The 16,952-nt window shown below is 67.0% G+C and carries 15 protein-coding genes; 1 reads left to right on the forward strand and 14 read right to left on the reverse strand.

What is annotated here, in order from left to right; genetic code table 11:
* Nucleotides 1-111: 111 nt before the first annotated feature.
* Nucleotides 112-840: a type 1 glutamine amidotransferase gene (locus tag B5V46_RS16705; RefSeq protein ID WP_080617646.1), complete on the forward strand. Its 729-nt coding sequence runs from the start codon at nucleotides 112-114 to the stop codon at nucleotides 838-840.
* A gap of 14 nt (nucleotides 841-854) precedes the next feature.
* Here B5V46_RS16705 and B5V46_RS16710 read toward each other — a convergent pair whose 3' ends face one another.
* From B5V46_RS16710 to B5V46_RS16775, 14 genes are all read right to left on the reverse strand, one after another.
* Complete coding sequence (locus tag B5V46_RS16710; protein ID WP_080617647.1) at nucleotides 855-1,502, reverse strand: pyridoxamine 5'-phosphate oxidase family protein; 648 nt, start codon at nucleotides 1,500-1,502, stop codon at nucleotides 855-857.
* Between the two features lie 23 nt (nucleotides 1,503-1,525).
* On the reverse strand, nucleotides 1,526-2,041 hold the full coding sequence (locus B5V46_RS16715; RefSeq protein WP_231119159.1) for a gamma-glutamylcyclotransferase family protein: 516 nt from the start codon (nucleotides 2,039-2,041) through the stop codon (nucleotides 1,526-1,528).
* A 44-nt stretch (nucleotides 2,042-2,085) separates the two neighbouring features.
* Nucleotides 2,086-2,766, reverse strand: a complete 681-nt coding sequence (anfO, locus tag B5V46_RS16720) for a Fe-only nitrogenase accessory protein AnfO (protein ID WP_080617649.1) — start codon at nucleotides 2,764-2,766, stop codon at nucleotides 2,086-2,088.
* 69 nt (nucleotides 2,767-2,835) lie between these two features.
* Nucleotides 2,836-4,221, reverse strand: a complete 1,386-nt coding sequence (gene anfK / locus B5V46_RS16725; protein WP_080617650.1) for a Fe-only nitrogenase subunit beta — start codon at nucleotides 4,219-4,221, stop codon at nucleotides 2,836-2,838.
* Nucleotides 4,222-4,234: 13 nt separating this feature from the next.
* On the reverse strand, nucleotides 4,235-4,582 hold the full coding sequence (gene anfG, locus B5V46_RS16730; RefSeq protein WP_080617651.1) for a Fe-only nitrogenase subunit delta: 348 nt from the start codon (nucleotides 4,580-4,582) through the stop codon (nucleotides 4,235-4,237).
* An 11-nt stretch (nucleotides 4,583-4,593) separates the two neighbouring features.
* Nucleotides 4,594-6,174, reverse strand: coding sequence for a nitrogenase iron-iron protein, alpha chain (gene anfD, locus B5V46_RS16735; protein ID WP_080617652.1), 1,581 nt, complete (start codon nucleotides 6,172-6,174; stop codon nucleotides 4,594-4,596).
* Nucleotides 6,175-6,288: 114 nt separating this feature from the next.
* Nucleotides 6,289-7,116 carry a nitrogenase iron protein gene (gene nifH / locus B5V46_RS16740; RefSeq protein ID WP_080617653.1) on the reverse strand — a complete coding sequence of 276 codons (828 nt, stop codon included), beginning with the start codon at nucleotides 7,114-7,116 and terminating at the stop codon, nucleotides 6,289-6,291.
* Between the two features lie 350 nt (nucleotides 7,117-7,466).
* Entirely contained in the window at nucleotides 7,467-9,098 is a 1,632-nt protein-coding gene (locus B5V46_RS16745; protein WP_080617654.1) for a sigma 54-interacting transcriptional regulator, read from the reverse strand.
* Nucleotides 9,099-9,866: 768 nt separating this feature from the next.
* Nucleotides 9,867-11,195, reverse strand: coding sequence for a TRAP transporter large permease (locus B5V46_RS16750; protein WP_080617655.1), 1,329 nt, complete (start codon nucleotides 11,193-11,195; stop codon nucleotides 9,867-9,869).
* Nucleotides 11,188-11,682: a TRAP transporter small permease gene (locus B5V46_RS16755; protein WP_080617656.1), complete on the reverse strand. Its 495-nt coding sequence runs from the start codon at nucleotides 11,680-11,682 to the stop codon at nucleotides 11,188-11,190. Before B5V46_RS16755 ends, B5V46_RS16750 begins: the two co-directional genes overlap by 8 nt.
* 83 nt (nucleotides 11,683-11,765) lie before the next feature.
* Entirely contained in the window at nucleotides 11,766-12,770 is a 1,005-nt protein-coding gene (locus B5V46_RS16760; protein WP_080617657.1) for a DctP family TRAP transporter solute-binding subunit, read from the reverse strand.
* A gap of 528 nt (nucleotides 12,771-13,298) precedes the next feature.
* Nucleotides 13,299-14,189: a ribokinase gene (locus B5V46_RS16765; RefSeq protein ID WP_080617658.1), complete on the reverse strand. Its 891-nt coding sequence runs from the start codon at nucleotides 14,187-14,189 to the stop codon at nucleotides 13,299-13,301.
* Nucleotides 14,186-16,009, reverse strand: coding sequence for an ABC transporter ATP-binding protein (locus tag B5V46_RS16770; protein WP_080617659.1), 1,824 nt, complete (start codon nucleotides 16,007-16,009; stop codon nucleotides 14,186-14,188). Before B5V46_RS16770 ends, B5V46_RS16765 begins: the two co-directional genes overlap by 4 nt.
* A gap of 3 nt (nucleotides 16,010-16,012) precedes the next feature.
* A complete protein-coding gene (locus tag B5V46_RS16775; RefSeq protein WP_080617660.1) occupies nucleotides 16,013-16,951 on the reverse strand; it encodes an ABC transporter permease in 939 nt (312 codons plus the stop codon).
* Nucleotide 16,952: the final 1 nt, after the last annotated feature.

The raw sequence follows: 16,952 nt of genomic DNA on the forward strand, positions 1-16,952 counted from the left end.
GGAAAGGTGGCGCGCCGTTTTGCCCGATGATCCGACCGCCCAAGATCTGAACCGCCCAGGAGTGGCGGGCATTGCTGCCCGCCATGTCGAGCGTCAGCCTCAGGAGCCCCGATGAACATCCTCGTCTTTCAGCATCTCGATGTCGAACACCCCGGCGCGTTCTGGGATGTCTGGACAGAGGCGGGACATGGCTGGCATGCCGTCGAACTCGATGCGGGCGATCCGATCCCCGACATGGCGCCCTTCGATCTGCTGGTCGCGATGGGCGGGCCGCAGGATCTCTGGCAGAAGGATGAGCTGCCCTGGATGCGGGCCGAGCTTGACGCGATCCGCACCTGGGTCGTCGATTGGGGGCGACCGTATCTCGGGATCTGCCTCGGGCATCAGTTGCTGGCCGAGGCCCTGGGCGGCAAGGTCGTCCCGATGACGCACCCCGAGGTCGGCCTGGCCGATGTGATCCGGACCGCCGAAGGCGTTGCCGACCCGCTGCTGGCCGGGCTTCCGCGGCGGATGCAGAGCTTTCAGTGGCATGGCGCCGAGATCGGGACCCTGCCCGAGGGCGCGGTGGTCCTGGCCTCGAATGCCGCCTGTCCGACCCAGGCGATCCGCTGGGGCCGGCACGCCTGGGGCCTGCAATACCATGTCGAGATCACCGAAACGACGGTCGCCGACTGGCAGGCGATCCCCGAATATGCGGCCAGCCTCCGGGCGGCGCTGGGGCCCGAGCGCGCCGGGGGCCTCGGGGCGGAGGTGGCCCCCCATCTGGGGGCCTTCCGCGCCACGGCGAGGCAGCTGAACGACAACCTCCTGTCGGTCCTTGCCGCGACGTCGCGCGACTGACGTGCGGAGGGCCGTTACAGCCGGAAACTCGCGACGAAGCCCGGCACCGCGATCCCGTCGGGCAGCTTCGGGTCGGGAACGGGGGGCCCCGCCTGCAGGCTCAGCGGCACATGCCCGGCCCAGCGCTCGGTTGCCAGATCCCCGGCATCCTCGTCAGGCCGGGCGGCAGCGACCTTGGCCGAGACCTCGTCGAGCCGCATCCGGATCACCTTCGAAGCCTTCCATTCCTGCTCGGTCGGCGGACGGGCATGGTCCCAGAGGCCGGGCGCCAGCTTGTCGATGAAGGCTTTCAGCGCCACGCGCTTGTCCTCGCCCTCCACGGCTTCGGTGCTGCCGAAGGCCATCACCGAGCGGAAGAGCAGGTTGTGGTTGAAGGCCGCGCGCGAGAAGGCGACGCCGTCGAGATGGGTCACGGTCAGGCAGACCGGAACGCCCGAGGCCTGAGCCCGCAGCATCCGGCTGGCGGCCGAGCCGTGCCAGTAGACATGATCGCCGATGCGCCAGGGGCAGGTGGGCGTGACCACCGGCGCGCCGTCGATCAGATAGCCGACATGGGCGACGAGGGCGGCGTCGATGATGGCGTCTATGGTCTCGCGGTCGTAGCGCGCAAGCCAGTGATAGCGTTTGACGCGGGTGCGGTCGCTGGGGGCGGTTTCGGGCATGTCGGATCCTTCGATAAACAGGGTCAGCAATCCTGGCAGGCCAGGGAGAAGGGCAGTTCGGCCAGGCGCGGCACCGGGTACGACGCGGGCACCGATGCCACCGCGCGCAAGGCCGCCACATGGACGGCGGGCAGGCCGCGCAATGCGGCGCCGTCGGCGATCCGGCCGAGATATTCGCGGCTGGGCGGCCGGGGTGCGCGGCGTTCGGTCTTCATCAGCATCACCGCCGCGACCCGGCTGCCATCTTCGGCGAGCACCTCGGCCGGGTGGTGGAAGTAGATGCCGGTGCCGTTCAGCCTGACACCCCGCGCGGCCTCCAGCGCATCCGCGTCGCGCGGGGACATTCGGTAAAGAACACCCGGCAGCGCGGCGCCGGGGTCGGCCACCGCCGCCTCCTCGGCCCCGTCCCAGACGCGGGAATGGCCGAAAAAGCCGATCCGGGAACCGGGCAGGCTGGCGCGGGCGACAAGCTCGGCGCCGGGGCACATCCGGGCGATCTCATCGGGATGAAGCTCGATGCCATAGGCGAAGTGCAGCACGTGAACGCTCCGTCCGGGGCGTTTGGCGGGTTTGGGGAGCTGGATCATGGCGCGGGGCTGTCCCTGGGGGTGACGGTCACGAAAAGCGCGCCCTCGCGGGGCTCTTCGGCGCAGACAAGGTCGCGCTCGGCCAGACTGCGCCGGAACCAGCGCGGCAGATGATCCATCCGGACCACGAGCGGGCGGAACGGTGCCTCGGCCAGCAAGGGTCCGAGCACGGTCATCGAGTTGCGCCGCCGGTCCTCGGCCAGCGCTGCGGCGAGGTCGAGAAACCGGGTGCCGTCGGCGCGGTCCTGGACCGGGACAGGGGGCGGGGCCGCGTCGGGGACGCTGCCCGGGCCGCAACTGCCGCAGCCCCCGGCCGGAACGCTGTCACAGGCGCAGGTCTCGGTTGCGATCCGGTCCTCGCCCTCGGCCACCGCGGCAAGCTGGCCGTCGAGCGGCCCCTCTGACTTCCAGACGTGAAAGCCCAGCTGGTCCTGGAGATAGGAATAGGCAAAGCCGCGCACCTCGGCCGACAGCAGCACCCGACAGGGCGCGATTTCCTCGGCCAGCCTGCCAAGCGCCCAGCGCAGACCCGCCACGCCCTCTTCGCGGGGCAGGCGGAACGGGAACTCGCTGCTCAGCGCCCAGCCGGTGCCGGTGCCCTGATAGATCCGGAGGCACCCGGGCTCGTGCAGGCCGAGGGGCCGGCCACTGTCATCGACATGAACGGCAATCTGCATGGGATCTCTCCTGTTGGGGGGGGGCGCCGGGCCGCAGGAGCGCCCCGGCAGGGGACGTGCGGTCGCTGCTCACCACACGTTGAGGATCCATTCCTTGCGCTTCTTCACCTCCATGTCGGCGAAGAGCGTGTTGGCAATCTGCTCGGCCAGGAAGGTGGCGCCCGCATAGCCCAGCACCGGATGGCGATACATGCCGGCGCGGTCATAGGTGGGGAAGCCCACGCGGACCATTGGAATGCCATGGTCGATCGAGATGAAGCGGCCCTTGGAATGGCCGAGGATCAGGTCGAGCCCGAGCCCCCTGTTCCTGATCCGGTCCTCGAGATCCCAGAAATCGGCATTGGTGACGATTTCCAGATCGGGCGCGCTTTCCTGCAGCGCCAGCACCCGCGGATCCTTCACATAGCCCGAATTGTCGTCGCCCAGCAGCAGAAGCCGCGGCGTCATCCCGAGATCGAGACAGAACTCGGTCAGGCCGATGGCCAGATCGGGATTGGCATAGATCGCGACCCGCTTGTCGGCGAGGAACATGTGTCCCAGATCGGCGATGGCATCGAGCGCGATGCCGCGTTCCTCCACCAGGCTTTGCGGGATCGGCTTGCCGGTCACCTCGCTGACCGATTTCAGGAAGGCGTCGGTGTTGCGAATGCCGACGGGCGTCGGGCCGATCACCGAAGGCACCTTGAACTTCTTCCTCAGATAGTCGGCAGCCTTCGCCCCCTCGTAGCGGTTAAGCGCGAGGGTGGCCTTGGCATTGGCGGTGTCGCGCAGCGTCTCGACGGTGGTGTTGCCATGGGACTGGCGGCTCAGGTCCGGCATCAGCGGGCTGTCGAAGCTCTCGATCTCGAACAGGACATTGGCCTCGACCTCCATCTCGGCCAGCAGATGCTTGAGCGCCGTGACATCGCCGGGGTTCACCCAGCCGGTCAGCAGGTTGATCCTGTCCGAGGGCGCGCCCTTCTCGGCGAAGCGCTTGACGAAGTCGTGGACCGCGCGGTCGTAGCCGGTGATCATCGAGCCCACGAAGCTCGGGCAATGGATCGTCAGCAGATGCACCTCGCGGCCGGGGAACTTCTCGGGCAGCAATTCCTCCTCGAGCTTGTAAAGCAGCCCGTCGACATCGTCGCCGATCACCTCGGTCGAGCAGGTGGTGATGATCGGCACCACCTTCACCTCGGGATAGCGCGTCAGCAGCACCTCTACCGCGGTTTCCACCCGGTCGAGCGCGCCGAAGACCGCGCCGTCCTCATGGACCGACGAGGACGCGATCTCGAAGCTCTCCTTGAGATGCTGCGAGATCAGCAGCCGGACGAACATCACGCAGCCCTGGCCGCCATGGACGATGCCGATGCAGTCCCTGATCCCGATCGCGGCGAACTGGGCACCGGCGGGCTGGCAGGTGAAGATCGGGTTGATGACCCCGTCCCGCTCCTTCTGAACGATCTGACATGTCATGGGAGTGATCCTTTCAGTAATGGGGAACGGTCAGCTCTTCGTTGAGCGAGCCGTGAACGGTGAGGTGGTCGATCTTTTCGTGCAGCGCCGTCATCAGGGTGCGGATCTCGTCCTTGGACAGATCGTCGATCCAGGGAAAGCGGGTGCGGAAAGCGCGGGCCAGCATCACCGCGTCGACCCAGTAACAGCGGTCGAGCGCGGTCTCGTGCACCGGCTCCTCGCCGCAGAGGATCTGGCAGGTCTGGCCGAGGATGCCCGCGCTTTGCCTGAGCCGGTCCCAGCCGCGCGAGTTGAACTGCCACAGGCAGGTCTTCATGATGTAATCGACCAAGGGGTCGAGGCGTTCGTTCAGCGTCTCCATTTCGGGGGTCCTCACTCGGCCGGGGTCGCGGCGGCGCGCTGCGCGGCCTGCTCGGCGGCATGGGCCTGATTGCGGGCCCGGATATCGGCGATCATGTCGTATTTGCCGGTATATTGGTGCAGGCGGGTGTCCTGTCTCACCGCCTCCGGCAGGTCCGGATCCGACAGCATGGTGGCGGTGCGGAAACCCGGGGCGATCGCGGCATCAGGGGCCGAGATATCCAGCCGGGCCAGCTGACGCATCGGCGAATAGATCGCGTTATAGATGTCGCGGGCGAAGCGCACCCAGCCCTCGTAGCCTTTCCAGGGCCCGTTGTGATAGGCATGGGCGTTCAGATACGGCACGCCCTGTTTCTTGACGAATTCGCCGGGCCGCTTGCCGGTGAGGATGATGTCGGGTTGCAGCATCCGGATCGCCTCGACCGATTCCAGCTCGTTCGGATCGTCGATGGCCAGCGCCCCCTCGGAACAGCGCGAGACGCCCTTCTCCATATCGCCCTGATGCCCGAACTTGGTGTAGACCGAGACGACCTGAAGGCCCATTTCCTCCTCGATCACATGCGCCCAGTGCCAGAGCTTGGAGCCGCCGGGCCAGAGGCAGACCTTCTTGCCTGCCAACCGCTCACGGTACCAGTCGAGCTGGGGTTTCCACCTGGCGTATTCTTCCCCGATGATCTTCTCGGCGCGGTCCTCGATACCGAAGAACAGCCCGATCTTGCGCAGCGAATCCGACAGCGGGCCAAAGCCGAACCCGTCGATGTCGAGCCGGGGGATGCCGTAGCGCACGCGCAGCTCGTCGCAGATATATTCGGCCGACCGCGCGCATTCGAGCACGTTCAGATGCGCCCGGTGCATCATCCGAAGCCCGTCATAGGTGCCGTTGCCGGTGAAGGTCGACAGCACCTGGATGCCCATCCGGTTGAAGAAGTCGATCATGACTTCCTGGTCGCCCTGGATGTTGTATTCGCCCACATAATTGATGACATGCTCGCCCAGATGCTCGGGCTCGAGGGTGCCGACCTTCTGGTTCAGCCAGGCGATGTTGATCTTGTGGTGACCGCCCGATTGCGACGGACCGGCAAAGCCCGGCGAGTTGCAGACGAAGATGTCGACATCGCCGCGCTCGTCCATCACCTCCTTGGCGATGGCGTCGATATCGTCGCCGATCAGCGCGGTGGCGCAGGTCTGGTAGATCGTCATGCGCTTGATCGCCGGGAAGGCGTCGAAGGCCTCGTGCATCGATGTCTTCAGAAGCCCCTCGGCGCCGAAGACGACGTGCTTTTCCTTCACATCGGTGGCGAAGGTGTATTTCAGCTGAAAGTTGTCGTTGTCCGAGATATAGCGCTTGGTCTGCCAGGTATCGTAGGTGCAGCCGACAGGGCCGTGGCTGAGATGGATCACGTCCTTCATCGGCGTGCCGATCACGTGCTTGGCGCCGCAATAGGCACAGCCGCGTTCGGAAATCGTGCCGGGGATGGTGTTCAGATAGCCCTTGGGCAGGCAGGAGGTCAGATCCTCGCCCGGGGCCTTGACGACGGCATGCTGCCTGCGCTCGGGGATGCACTTGCTGACTTCGAATTCATGATAGGGCATTGGCCGGTCTCCATGGGGGTGGGGGCGCCGGTCGCGGGACGGCGCGGGGGCTCGGGGCGGGCCGCGCGGGCCACGGGGCCTGCGCGGGTCCGGGGCGCTCCGGGAGGCTCCGGCTCAGTCGACGAGGCCGTATTTCACGACCATCGCCTCGAGCTCGTCCATCGCCAGCGGCTTCGGGATCACGAAGTCGTCGTTCTCGAGGATCTTCGCGCCGAGCGTCTTGTATTCCTGGGCCTGGTTGGCCTCGGGCTGGAACTCGGTGACGGTCTGCTTGTTGAACTCGGCCTTCTGCACGATGTTGTCGCGCGGCACGAAATGGATCATCCTGGTGCCGATGGCCTCGGTGAACTCGGCCAGGAATTCCTTCTCGCCATCCACGTTGCGACTGTTGCAGATGATGCCGCCGAGGCGCACGCCCGACTGGCGGGCATATTTGGTCAGGCCCTTGCAGATGTTGTTGGCGGCATAGATCGCCATCATCTCGCCCGAGGCCACGATATAGACCTCTTCGGCCTTGCCGTCCCGGATCGGCATGGCGAAGCCGCCGCAGACCACGTCGCCAAGCACGTCGAAGAAGACGAAATCCAGATCCTCGGAATAGGCCTCGTTCTCTTCCATCAGGTCGATTGCGGTGATGACGCCGCGCCCGGCACAGCCGACGCCCGGCTCGGGGCCGCCGGATTCGACGCAGCGGATGTCCTTGAAGCCGGTCTTGACCACCTTGTCGACGGTCACCTTCTCGGCGCCCTCGATGCGCAGCGTGTCCATCACCGTCTGCTGCGGCAGCCCGCCGAGGATCAGCCGGGTCGAGTCGGCCTTGGGGTCGCAGCCATGGATGAAGACGTTCTGGTCGTGGAAATAGGCCAGCGCGGCCGCCGTGTTCTGGGTGGTCGTCGACTTGCCGATGCCGCCCTTGCCATAGATGGCGATCTTGCGGGTCATGGAATGCTCCTTCGTTTCGGGGTCCAGATCGGGAAGGGGCTGGGTCTCGTGCCCCCTTGCCGGATCTACAGCAGGTCCCGTGCCAAGCCCGGAATGCCCCCGGATTTCATCGGGATCGGCTGCCTTGTGCCTTGTAACAAAATGGTTTTCTCAGGTGCGGTGGCAGCTTCGCAGGCGCTCGGAGCGCCCGGACTGCGGTCCGTTCCGCGCACCGATCGGTAAACGCGCACCGATATGTAAATCATCTGCCGAACGGCTGCGCGCTGTCGCCCCGCCCGGTAGGGTCGAAGGGGTACCGGAACGGCAAAAGCCGCCCGGGGAGGGCGGCGCGGGATCGACAGATGTCGGTGTCAGCTGCGGGGCGGCAGGGCCCGGGGGCGGAAGGCCCTGGCGTCGATGCCGTGCCGCTCCATCCGCGTGCCCAGCATCCGGCGACTGATCTGCAGAAGCCCGGCGGCGCGGCCGATATTGCCTTCGGTCGTCTTCATCGCCTCGACGATCATCTCGTGTTCGACCGTCCGCACCCTGTCATCGAGCCCTACCCCCAGCCGGGTGCCGCTTTCCGACGGCGTCTGGAGCGAGGGCGGCAGGTTCCAGGCATGGATCACCTCGTCATCCGACAGGATCACCGCCCGTTCGATCGCGTTCTCCAGCTCGCGCACATTGCCGGGCCAGTGATAGCTCATCAGCATGTTCAGTGCGGGCGTCGAGATGCGCTTGACGCTCTTGCCCATCGCGGCACATGCCCGGGCGACGAAATGATCGGCCAGCAGGATCACGTCGCTGCCGCGTTCGCGCAGCGGCGGCACGGTGACGGGCACCACGTTCAGCCGGTAGAACAGGTCTTCGCGGAAGAGCCCCTCCGCCACCATCTGCGGCAGATCGCGATTGGTCGCCGCGATGATCCGGACATCGACCTCGACCGCCCGGCTGCTGCCGACGCGCTCGACCATCCGGTCCTGCAGCACCCGCAACAGCTTGGCCTGCACCGCAGGACTCAGCTCGCCCAGTTCGTCGAGAAAGATCGTGCCGCCATCGGCACGTTCGAAACTGCCCTTGCGCTGGGCGGTGGCGCCAGTGAAGGCGCCCTTCTCATGGCCGAAAAGCTGGCTCTCGGCCAGCGCCTCGGGGATCGCGGCACAGTTGAAGCGGAGGAAGGGTCCTTCGGCGCGGTCCGAGGAATAATGGATGGCGCTTGCGACCAGTTCCTTGCCGACGCCGCTTTCGCCCAGGATCAGCACGGTCGCGCGCGTCTTCGAGACCTTGCCGATCAACGCATAGACATCGGCCATCATCGCCTTCGAATTGCCGATGATGTTCGTTGGCCGGAAGCGCTCTTTCAACGCGTCCTTCAGCTCGCGGTTCTGACGTTCCAGCTCCAGCCGCTCGACATTGGCAATCAGGTGAAGTTCGACCGCGGGCGCGATCATCAGCGCGATGGCGGCCAGGAATTCGGCGTCCTGTTTCAGCAGGCGCCGGCTGACATAGCACCGCTCGCCCGCAATCGCGCCCAGGACCTTGCGGCCCAGCATGATCGGCACGCAGACGAAGGCCGACTTGCGCCGGGTCTCGCCCGCATGAGCGCCGGTCCGGTCGAGGAAATCGGGGCTCTCATGCAGGCGCGGGGCAATGATGACCTTGCCGCTTTCCACCACCTTGCCGGTGATGCCCTCGCCCAGCGCATAGACGCCCCGGCGTTCCTCCTCATCGGTCAGGCCGAAGCTGTCATGGATGAACACCCGCCCCCGGCGGCGGTCGAGCAACGAGACGGCGCCCCGGTCCATCCGCATCCCGGTCCGCATGACGTCGAGGATCATGCCCAGCGGCGCCGAAAGATCGGTGGCGTTCGAGATGGCGTGGTTGAGCCGGTAGAGCGTCGGCAACAGGTTGACCCGGCATTCCCCCGAATGGCACTGGGTGAATTCCTCGTCCGGGCTCACCGCCCCCAGATCGAACAGGTTTTCCGCATCCTCGCCAGGCATCCGCGCGCCTCGTTATGTATATTATGCACATAACGATATCCGGGCTCCCTTGCGCCGGAAATCGGCCGGGAACGCGGGATCGGTCCGCAGAAGACGCTGCCCGCACAGGAATTACGCACCCAAAGCGCAGCGGCGCCCGCGGCGGAAGCCATCCGGGAAGGGTCGACGCGCGGCATCATGCCAGGAGCACGGCCGCGCAGTGCAGATCAGCGGAGGTCCGCGAGGCCGGGATCGACATCTCGGCGGAGGGGGACGCGCTGGCCGAGAATGCCCATCGCGCCGCGCAGCACCACCTCGATCCGTTCCGGACGTTCAAGACGCTGCGTGACCAAGACCTCACCAAGGAGGAGATCAGGCGAATGCCGTCATCCACGTACTGCCGTCCGCAACGTCTGTCAGAGATCAGCCCAGAAGCATCAGGCGAACCCTCTGCCTCCTGACAGCCCTTGCGCAGACCCGTGCTTTCGTTTGCGCATTCATCCGCTTTCTCTGCCCCTCTCGGCGAAACCCATGAATACGGAAAAATCTTGCCGATAATGATGCCCCATTCGATGAAACTTCTCCTATTGCGCCAGTGAGAGGCTGGCCCGCCAGTCCCAGCACGGGAAATCCGCCGCCCCGAAGGGGCGCCGCAGCCAGGGCTTGTTCCGGAAAGCGCTGAAGGGGGTTACCGCGCGGCTCCAACGCCGGATTGGGGCCGCGCCAGGAAGTCAGACCTATCGGACAGGGGTCTTCAGCGCCCGGATAAGGTTGCAATGTCGGAACGCGTCAGCGCAGCAGTTCAAGCAGCTTCAGCGACAGGTCCGGAAAGGCCGCGACCGCCGCGAGCCCCAGCAGGCTGGTCAGCAGGAAGGGCGCCGCGCCGCGGGCGATCTGCTCGATCGAGAGCTTTGTCACATTGGCCGCCACATAGAGATTGATGCCGACCGGCGGAGTAAACAGCCCGATGGCGAGGTTGACCATCACCACCACGCCGAACCAGACCGGGTCCCAGCCCATCTCACGCATCACCGGCAGGAAGATCGGCAGCGAGATGAACATCACCGTGATCGCATCCATGAACATGCCCGCGACCAGCAGGATCACCATGATCGCCAGCAGGATCACCCATTGGTTGTCGCTCAGCCCCAGCAGCGCGCCGGAATAGGTTCCGACCAGATCCTCGACCGTCACCACCCAGCCGAAGATCCCGGCATAGGCCACGACCAGCATCACCACCGCCGAGGAGGCCGCGGCATCGGAAAGCGCCTCGTACAGCCCCCGGAGCGTGAGGGTCCCGTAGGCGAAGGCCCCCACCCCAAGCGCATAGACCGTAGCGACAAGGGCGGCCTCGGTCGGTGTGAAGATCCCCGAATAGATGCCGCCCAGAATGACCAGAGGCGTCAGCAGCCCCCAGAACGCCTCGCGGAACGCCGCCGCCAGCCGCGTCCAATAGGGCAGATCCGCATGCGGTGCGGGGCTCAGCGCGTCAAGCGCCGCCCGCCCGGCGCCACGCCGCGCGGCGAAGGGCAGCGTCGCCAGCATCACCAGCCCCATGAACAGCCCCGGCACCACGGCCGCGAGGAAAAGCTGCGAGATCGAGGTCTCGGCGATCACGCCATAGATCACGAGCCCGATCGAGGGCGGAATGACGATGGACAGCGCGGCCCCGGTGCAGACCAGCCCCGCCGCAGAGGCGCGGGAATAGCCGTCTTCCTCCATGCCCTTGACGATCATCGGCCCGATGGCCGCGACCGAGGCCGGGCCCGAGCCGCTGACCGCGCCCCAGAACAGGCAGACCACGGTGCCCACCACGCCCATGCCGCCCGGCATCGAGCCGATCAGCACCCGGAAGAAGCGGATCATCCGCTCAGCAATGCCCAGCGTGCCCATCAGCGTGCCCGCGAGGATGAAGAACGGGATCGCCAGCAGCGAGAACTTGGTCACCCCCGCCACGATCAGATCGCCCGCGAGATCGAAGCCGAAACCGATCTGTCCCATCGCATAGAAGGCCGAGAGCCCCAGCGCGAAGGCCACCGGCACCCGAAGCGCCATCAGCAGGAAGAACAGGATCACCATTTCGGTGCCCGCGCCGAGGCCGGGGATCAGATCAGGCATGGGGCGCCTCCGGCGGCGGATCGGCCGGGGCGCGGCCCAGCACCTCGCGGACATGTTGCAGATAGCGGATCAGGATCAGACCGAAGCCGAAGGGCACCGCCGCCTGATAATACCAGGCCGGGATGCCCAGCGCATAGGAGCGCATCCCGTTGCCCCGAAGCGTGACCAGCACATCCCAGGACACCCAGGCCGAAAGCCCCAGCAGCAGCGCCGACAGCCCTGCTGCCAGCCCGAAAAGCGGCTTGCGCAGCGGGCGCGGCAGCAGGTCCTGGACCAGCGTGACCGCCAGATGCTCGCCCCGCCGCGCGGCGATGGCCGCGCCGAAGACGGTCAGCAGAAGAAAGCCGTTGGTCAGCAGCTCTTCGCTGGCGGCCAGCGAGTAATTGGTGCCGTAGCGCACCACCACATTGGCAAAGCCGATCGCGGTCATGCCGAGGAACAGCAGGGCACAGACGATCTTCTCGGCCTCTCGAAGAAGGAAGCGCATGGGCGGGCCTACCGGCTCTTTTGCAGGGGGCAGGCGCCGGGCCGGAGCCTGCCCTCGGGCGGCCCGGCCCGGCGCGCCAGGGGTCAGTTGGTGCCGGCGATGGCCGACTGGAAGGCCTCGACGATCTCGGGGCCGACCTTCTCGGACCATTTGTCGAAGGCGGGCCTGGTCGCGGCACGGAAGGCCGCAAGCTCTTCGGGGGTTGGCTCATAGACCTCCATGCCCGCCTCGCGCAGGAAGTCGATGCCTGCGGCGGTCGCCTCGCGCGAGATCTGGCGTTGCCAGGCCATCGCCTCGACCGCAGCCTTGCGCATCTTCTCCTGGGTCTCGGCATCGAGGCTGTCCCATTTCGACTGCGAGACGCCGAGGAAGACCGGATCATAGGAATAATGCCAGGCGGTCAGGTATTTCTGCATCTCGTAGACCTGCTGCGGGATGATCACCGCGCCGATCGGGTTTTCCTGGCCGTCGACCACGCCCTGTTGCAGCGCGGTCAGGGTCTCGGACCATTGCATCTGGGTCGGGTTGGCGCCGAGCGCATTCATAACGTCGATATACATCGGCCCCGACACCCGCATGTTGAGGCCCTGCATGTCCTCGGGGGCTTTCACCGGGCGCACGCTGTTGGTCAGCTCGCGGAAGCCGTTCTCGCCCCAGGCCAGCACCACGATGCCCTTGTCCAGGAGGATCTTCGACATCATCTCGCCGGGCGCGCCCTGGGTGGTGGCATCGACCTCGTCATAGGAGCTGTAGAGATAGGGCAGCGAGAAGACCGCCATCTCGGGCACCAGTGGCGTGACGTTGATCGCCGAGGTGACGACAAGATCCAGCGCGCCGCGGCCCACCATCTCGGTCATCTTCATCTGGTCGCCGCCCGCAAGCTGGGCATTGGGGAAGACCCGGACCTTCAGATCGCCATCGGTCGCCTCGGCCAGCAGTTCGCCGAATTTCTCGGCGCCCTTGTGCCAGGTCGTGGTGTCGCCGACATTATGCGACAGCCGCAGGGTCTCGGCAGAGGCCGTCCCCAGCATCATCGCCCCCGCGATCAGCGCGGCCAGCGCGCCGCCTCCCAGTCGAACCGCTTTCATCCGTTTCCTCCGTCTTTCGCCCGCCCGTCCGGGGCAGTGTCCCTTGGCGGACCGGTCTTGCCCGCGGGCCATATCAAGACCAGAACCGGGCGCCCGGCACAAGCCGAGAAGCCCCCTGCCCGGCAACAAGATCGCCCGAAGACACCCACCCGACGAAACAATACTGCGCAACCACAACCTCACGACGCAAGGATCGCTTTCTCTCGCCCCCCGTGATCGCGGCACGGCCCCGACCGGCGCCGCGATGCGCCGCCGAGGCCACAAGGGCAGAAGATCCCGCGACCGCATCCCGCCGGTCCCTCCGGATAGCGGCAGAACGTGGCCCTGAGGCAGGAAGCGCGCGTCCGGCGAAGGGCAGGAGATCGGGCCCGAGGCCGGTCGCCGCAACACCACTCGCCCCCGACCCCGACTGCCGACGAAACTGCCGGGGCACAGGAGACCGCCCAGCGGCCGGACGGAAATTCCACCCTTGTGATGATCCGGGCCCTCGGGGCGGCACCGAGGGTCTGAAACCGCCCTTCCCGCCGGTCAGCCCGCCGCAGCGGCCAGCACGGCGTCGGTGTCGCGGGCTTCGGGAAGGCTCGACTGGCTGCCGATCCGGGTGCAGGCGATGGCCGCCGCCGCCGCCGCCCGGCGCAGCGCTGCTCCGGGCGTCTCGCCGCGATCCAGAGCCGCCGCGAAGACGCCCACGAAACAGTCCCCGGCGGCGGTCGTGTCCTTCGGTGTGCAGGGCATCGCCGGGATCGAAATCTCCTGCCCCTGCCAGCACAGTTCGGCCCCCTCGCCGCCCAGCGTGCGCAGGATGCCGGCGCCCGAGGCGGCGGCCAGAGCGCGCGGATCGGGCGCGCAGCCCAGCCAGCCCGCCATCGCCTCGGCTTCGTCCTCGTTGACGACGATCAGATCGCAAAGCCCCAGCAGCTCGGCGTCGAGGCGACCGGCCGGGGCGAGGTTCAGGATACAGAGTGCGTCGGTGCTCCGGCAGCGCCGGATCAGCCGGGCGATCTCGGCCGGGTCGTTCTCCATCTGCAAAAGCAGGACCGAGGCCCGGTCCAGAAGCGCGTCCTCGACGCTGTCGGCAGAGGCTGCCAGATTGGCGCCGCCCGCCACCACGATCTCGTTCCGGCCACAGGCATCGCGGTGGATCGCGGCGCAGCCGGTGGGCGCCTCAAGCCGGGCCACGCGCGTCAGATCGACCCGGCCCTTCAGCCCCTCCAGCGCGACCTCGGCCAGCGCGTCCTGTCCGACCGCCCCAGCCATCGCCACCTCGGCGCCGTCAAGCGCGGCCGCCAGCGCCTGATTGGCACCCTTGCCGCCCGCCTCGGTGGTGAAGCTCTTCGCCATCAGGGTCTGGCCGGGCTGCGGCAGCGTCTCGACCGCAAAGATCAGGTCGGCATTCAGAGAACCGAAGGTGACGATCATGCGACGGCCTCGCTTTCATGGATCTGAACGAAATGCCCCTCTCCGACCTCGCGGTAAAGCCGTTTCGGCGCCACGTAACCGGCCGGGCGATAGGGGCTCCGGATCTCGTCGCCCGCCACTACCCGGCGGCTGCGGCGCGACGGGTCGGCCACCGGCACCGCGGCGATCAGCTTGCGGGTATAGGGGTGCTGCGGGGTCTCGAAGACAGCCGCACGCGGGCCGATCTCGACGATCTCGCCCAGGTACATCACCGCGACCCGGTGGCTGATGCGCTCGACCACCGCCATGTCATGGCTGATGAAGAGATAGCCGAGCCCGTAGCGCTCCTGCAGATCGAGCATCAGGTTGATGACCTGCGCCTTCACCGACACGTCCAGCGCCGAGACGGATTCATCGGCGACGATCAGTTTCGGTTCCAGCGCCAGCGCCCGGGCGATGCAGATCCGCTGACGCTGGCCGCCCGAGAATTCATGCGGGAAGCGTTGCAGCATCTCGCCCGACAGCCCGACCCGCTCCAGCAGGTCGGCCACCCGCGCCGGCGCCTCGCGGCGCGAGACGAGCCCGTGCACGATCATCGGTTCGGCAATGGCCTCGCCGATGCGGATGCGCGGATTGAGGCTTTCGAACGGGTCCTGAAAGATCATCTGCACGTCGCGGCGGATCTTCGTCAGCTCCGAATGCCCGGCCCCGCGCACGTCATGCCCGTCCATCGCGATGCTGCCGCCCGAGGGGTCCTCGAGCCGGATCAGCGACCGGCCGGTGGTCGACTTGCCGCAGCCGCTTTCGCCCACCAGAGACAGGGTCTCGCCCTGACGCAGCGCGAACGAGATGTCCTCGACGGCGTGGATCCGGCCGACGACCCGGCGCAGGATCCCCTTGCGGACCGGGAAGCGGGTCACGAGATTGTCGACCTTCAGCACCGGCGGTTCATTCACGCGCACGGTATCGGCGGTGGGCGGCGGCGGCGCGATCTCGCCCGTCGCCATGTCGACCCGCGGAAAGCGCAGCGGCCGGTCCTGGCCCGCCATGGCGCCAAGCTGCGGCACGGCGGACAGGAGCGCGCGGGAATAAGGGTGCTTCGCCTCGCGGAAGATCGCCTCGGTCGTGGCCTTCTCGACCACCTCGCCGCGATACATCACGACGGTCCGGTCCGAGATCTCGGCCACCACGCCCATGTCATGGGTGATGAAGAGGACCGACATGCCCTCTTCCTCCTGCAGGGTCTTGATCAGCTCGAGGATCTGGGCCTGGATCGTGACGTCGAGCGCGGTGGTCGGCTCGTCGGCGATCAGGAGCCGGGGCGAACAGGCCAGTGCGATGGCGATCACCACGCGCTGGCGCATGCCGCCCGAGAAATTCATCGGATACTCGCCCAGCCGCGCCGCCGCCGAGGGGATGCGCACCCGGTCCAGAAGCCGCACCGCCTCGGCCTCGGCCGCGGCGCCGTCCAGCCCGCGATGCCGGCGCAGTACCTCGGTGATCTGATCGCCGATCCTCAGCACCGGGTTCAGCGAGGTCATCGGTTCCTGGAAGATCATGCCGATCCGGTTGCCCCGGATCGCCTGCATGTGATCGAGCGGCATCGCCAGCAGGTCCTGCCCCTCGAAGACGATCCGGCCTTCGGTGCGGGAATTGGCGGGCGACAGCAGTCGCATGATCGACATAGCGGTCACGCTCTTGCCAGAACCCGACTCGCCCACCACGGCCACCGTCTCCTGCGGGCCGATATCGAAGCTGACGCCCTCGACGACATTGCGCCACTGGCCCTCGACACGGAAGGCCGCGCTCAGCGCCTCGACGGAAAGAACGGGGGTCTCCATCGCTCAGCCCTCCCTGCGGGGGTTCAGGATGTCTCGCAGCGAGTCGCCGATCAGGTTGATCGAGACGATCAGCACCAACAGCGCGAGACCGGGGAAGAAGCTGATCCAGTAATCGCCCGACAGCAGGTATTCATAGCCGTTCGAGACCAGCAGCCCCAGCGAGGGCTCGGTCACCGGCAGGCCGATGCCGAGAAAGCTCAGCGTGGCTTCCAGCATGATCGCATAGGCCACGCGCATGGTGGCGACGACGATCAGCGGCGGCAGGCAGTTCGGCAGGATGTGGCGGAACAGGATCCGCCGGTCGGGCAGCGCCATCGAGCGCGCGGCATCGACATAGGCGCGCTTGCGCTCGACCAGGGCCGAGCCGCGGATCGTGCGCGCGTAATAGGCCCATTGGGTGACGACGAGCGCGAGGATGATCTTGTCGACCCCCTGCCCGAGGATCGCGAGGAAGATCAGCGCGATCAGGATCGCCGGAAAGCTGAGCTGGATATCGACGATCCGCATCAGGAAGGCGTCGGTCCGCCCGCCCGCATAGGCGCTGAACAGCCCCACCGAGGCGCCGATCACCAGCGCGATGGCCGCACTGGCCAGACCGACGAGAATGCTGGTCCGGAGCCCGAACAGGATCGCGCTGAACAGATCGCGGCCCTGATCGTCGGTGCCGAGCAGATAGGTCATGCCGGTCATGCTTTGCGAGCCCGGGCCGAGGCGGCCATCCATGATGTCGAGCTGGGCGAGATCATAGGGGTCCTGCGGCGCGATCAGCGGCGCGAAGACCGCCCCGATCACCAGCAGCGTGAGGATCACGAGCCCGGTCAGCGCCAGCGGGTCGCGCAGAAGCCTGGCCATGGTCTGGCGAAACGGCGAGGCCGAGGCGGGCGGCACGGCCGCCGTGGCAGCGGCATGGACGGACCGGGGGGTATCGGACGGGGCGGTCATC

Source organism: Rhodovulum sp. MB263 (genome assembly GCF_002073975.1).
Lineage (GTDB): Bacteria > Pseudomonadota > Alphaproteobacteria > Rhodobacterales > Rhodobacteraceae > Rhodovulum.

Bases quoted from the DNA above. Each gene is read 5' to 3' on its own strand.
- B5V46_RS16705 (WP_080617646.1), top strand. From the start codon at position 112: ATGAACATCCTCGTCTTTCAGCATCTCGATGTCGAACACCCCGGCGCG.
- B5V46_RS16710 (WP_080617647.1), bottom strand. From the start codon at position 1,502: ATGCCCGAAACCGCCCCCAGCGACCGCACCCGCGTCAAACGCTATCAC.
- anfO (WP_080617649.1), bottom strand. From the start codon at position 2,766: ATGCAGATTGCCGTTCATGTCGATGACAGTGGCCGGCCCCTCGGCCTG.
- anfK (WP_080617650.1), bottom strand. From the start codon at position 4,221: ATGACATGTCAGATCGTTCAGAAGGAGCGGGACGGGGTCATCAACCCG.
- anfG (WP_080617651.1), bottom strand. From the start codon at position 4,582: ATGGAGACGCTGAACGAACGCCTCGACCCCTTGGTCGATTACATCATG.
- anfD (WP_080617652.1), bottom strand. From the start codon at position 6,174: ATGCCCTATCATGAATTCGAAGTCAGCAAGTGCATCCCCGAGCGCAGG.
- nifH (WP_080617653.1), bottom strand. From the start codon at position 7,116: ATGACCCGCAAGATCGCCATCTATGGCAAGGGCGGCATCGGCAAGTCG.
- B5V46_RS16745 (WP_080617654.1), bottom strand. From the start codon at position 9,098: ATGCCTGGCGAGGATGCGGAAAACCTGTTCGATCTGGGGGCGGTGAGC.
- B5V46_RS16750 (WP_080617655.1), bottom strand. From the start codon at position 11,195: ATGCCTGATCTGATCCCCGGCCTCGGCGCGGGCACCGAAATGGTGATC.
- B5V46_RS16755 (WP_080617656.1), bottom strand. From the start codon at position 11,682: ATGCGCTTCCTTCTTCGAGAGGCCGAGAAGATCGTCTGTGCCCTGCTG.
- B5V46_RS16760 (WP_080617657.1), bottom strand. From the start codon at position 12,770: ATGAAAGCGGTTCGACTGGGAGGCGGCGCGCTGGCCGCGCTGATCGCG.
- B5V46_RS16765 (WP_080617658.1), bottom strand. From the start codon at position 14,189: ATGATCGTCACCTTCGGTTCTCTGAATGCCGACCTGATCTTTGCGGTC.
- B5V46_RS16770 (WP_080617659.1), bottom strand. From the start codon at position 16,009: ATGGAGACCCCCGTTCTTTCCGTCGAGGCGCTGAGCGCGGCCTTCCGT.
- B5V46_RS16775 (WP_080617660.1), bottom strand. From the start codon at position 16,951: ATGACCGCCCCGTCCGATACCCCCCGGTCCGTCCATGCCGCTGCCACG.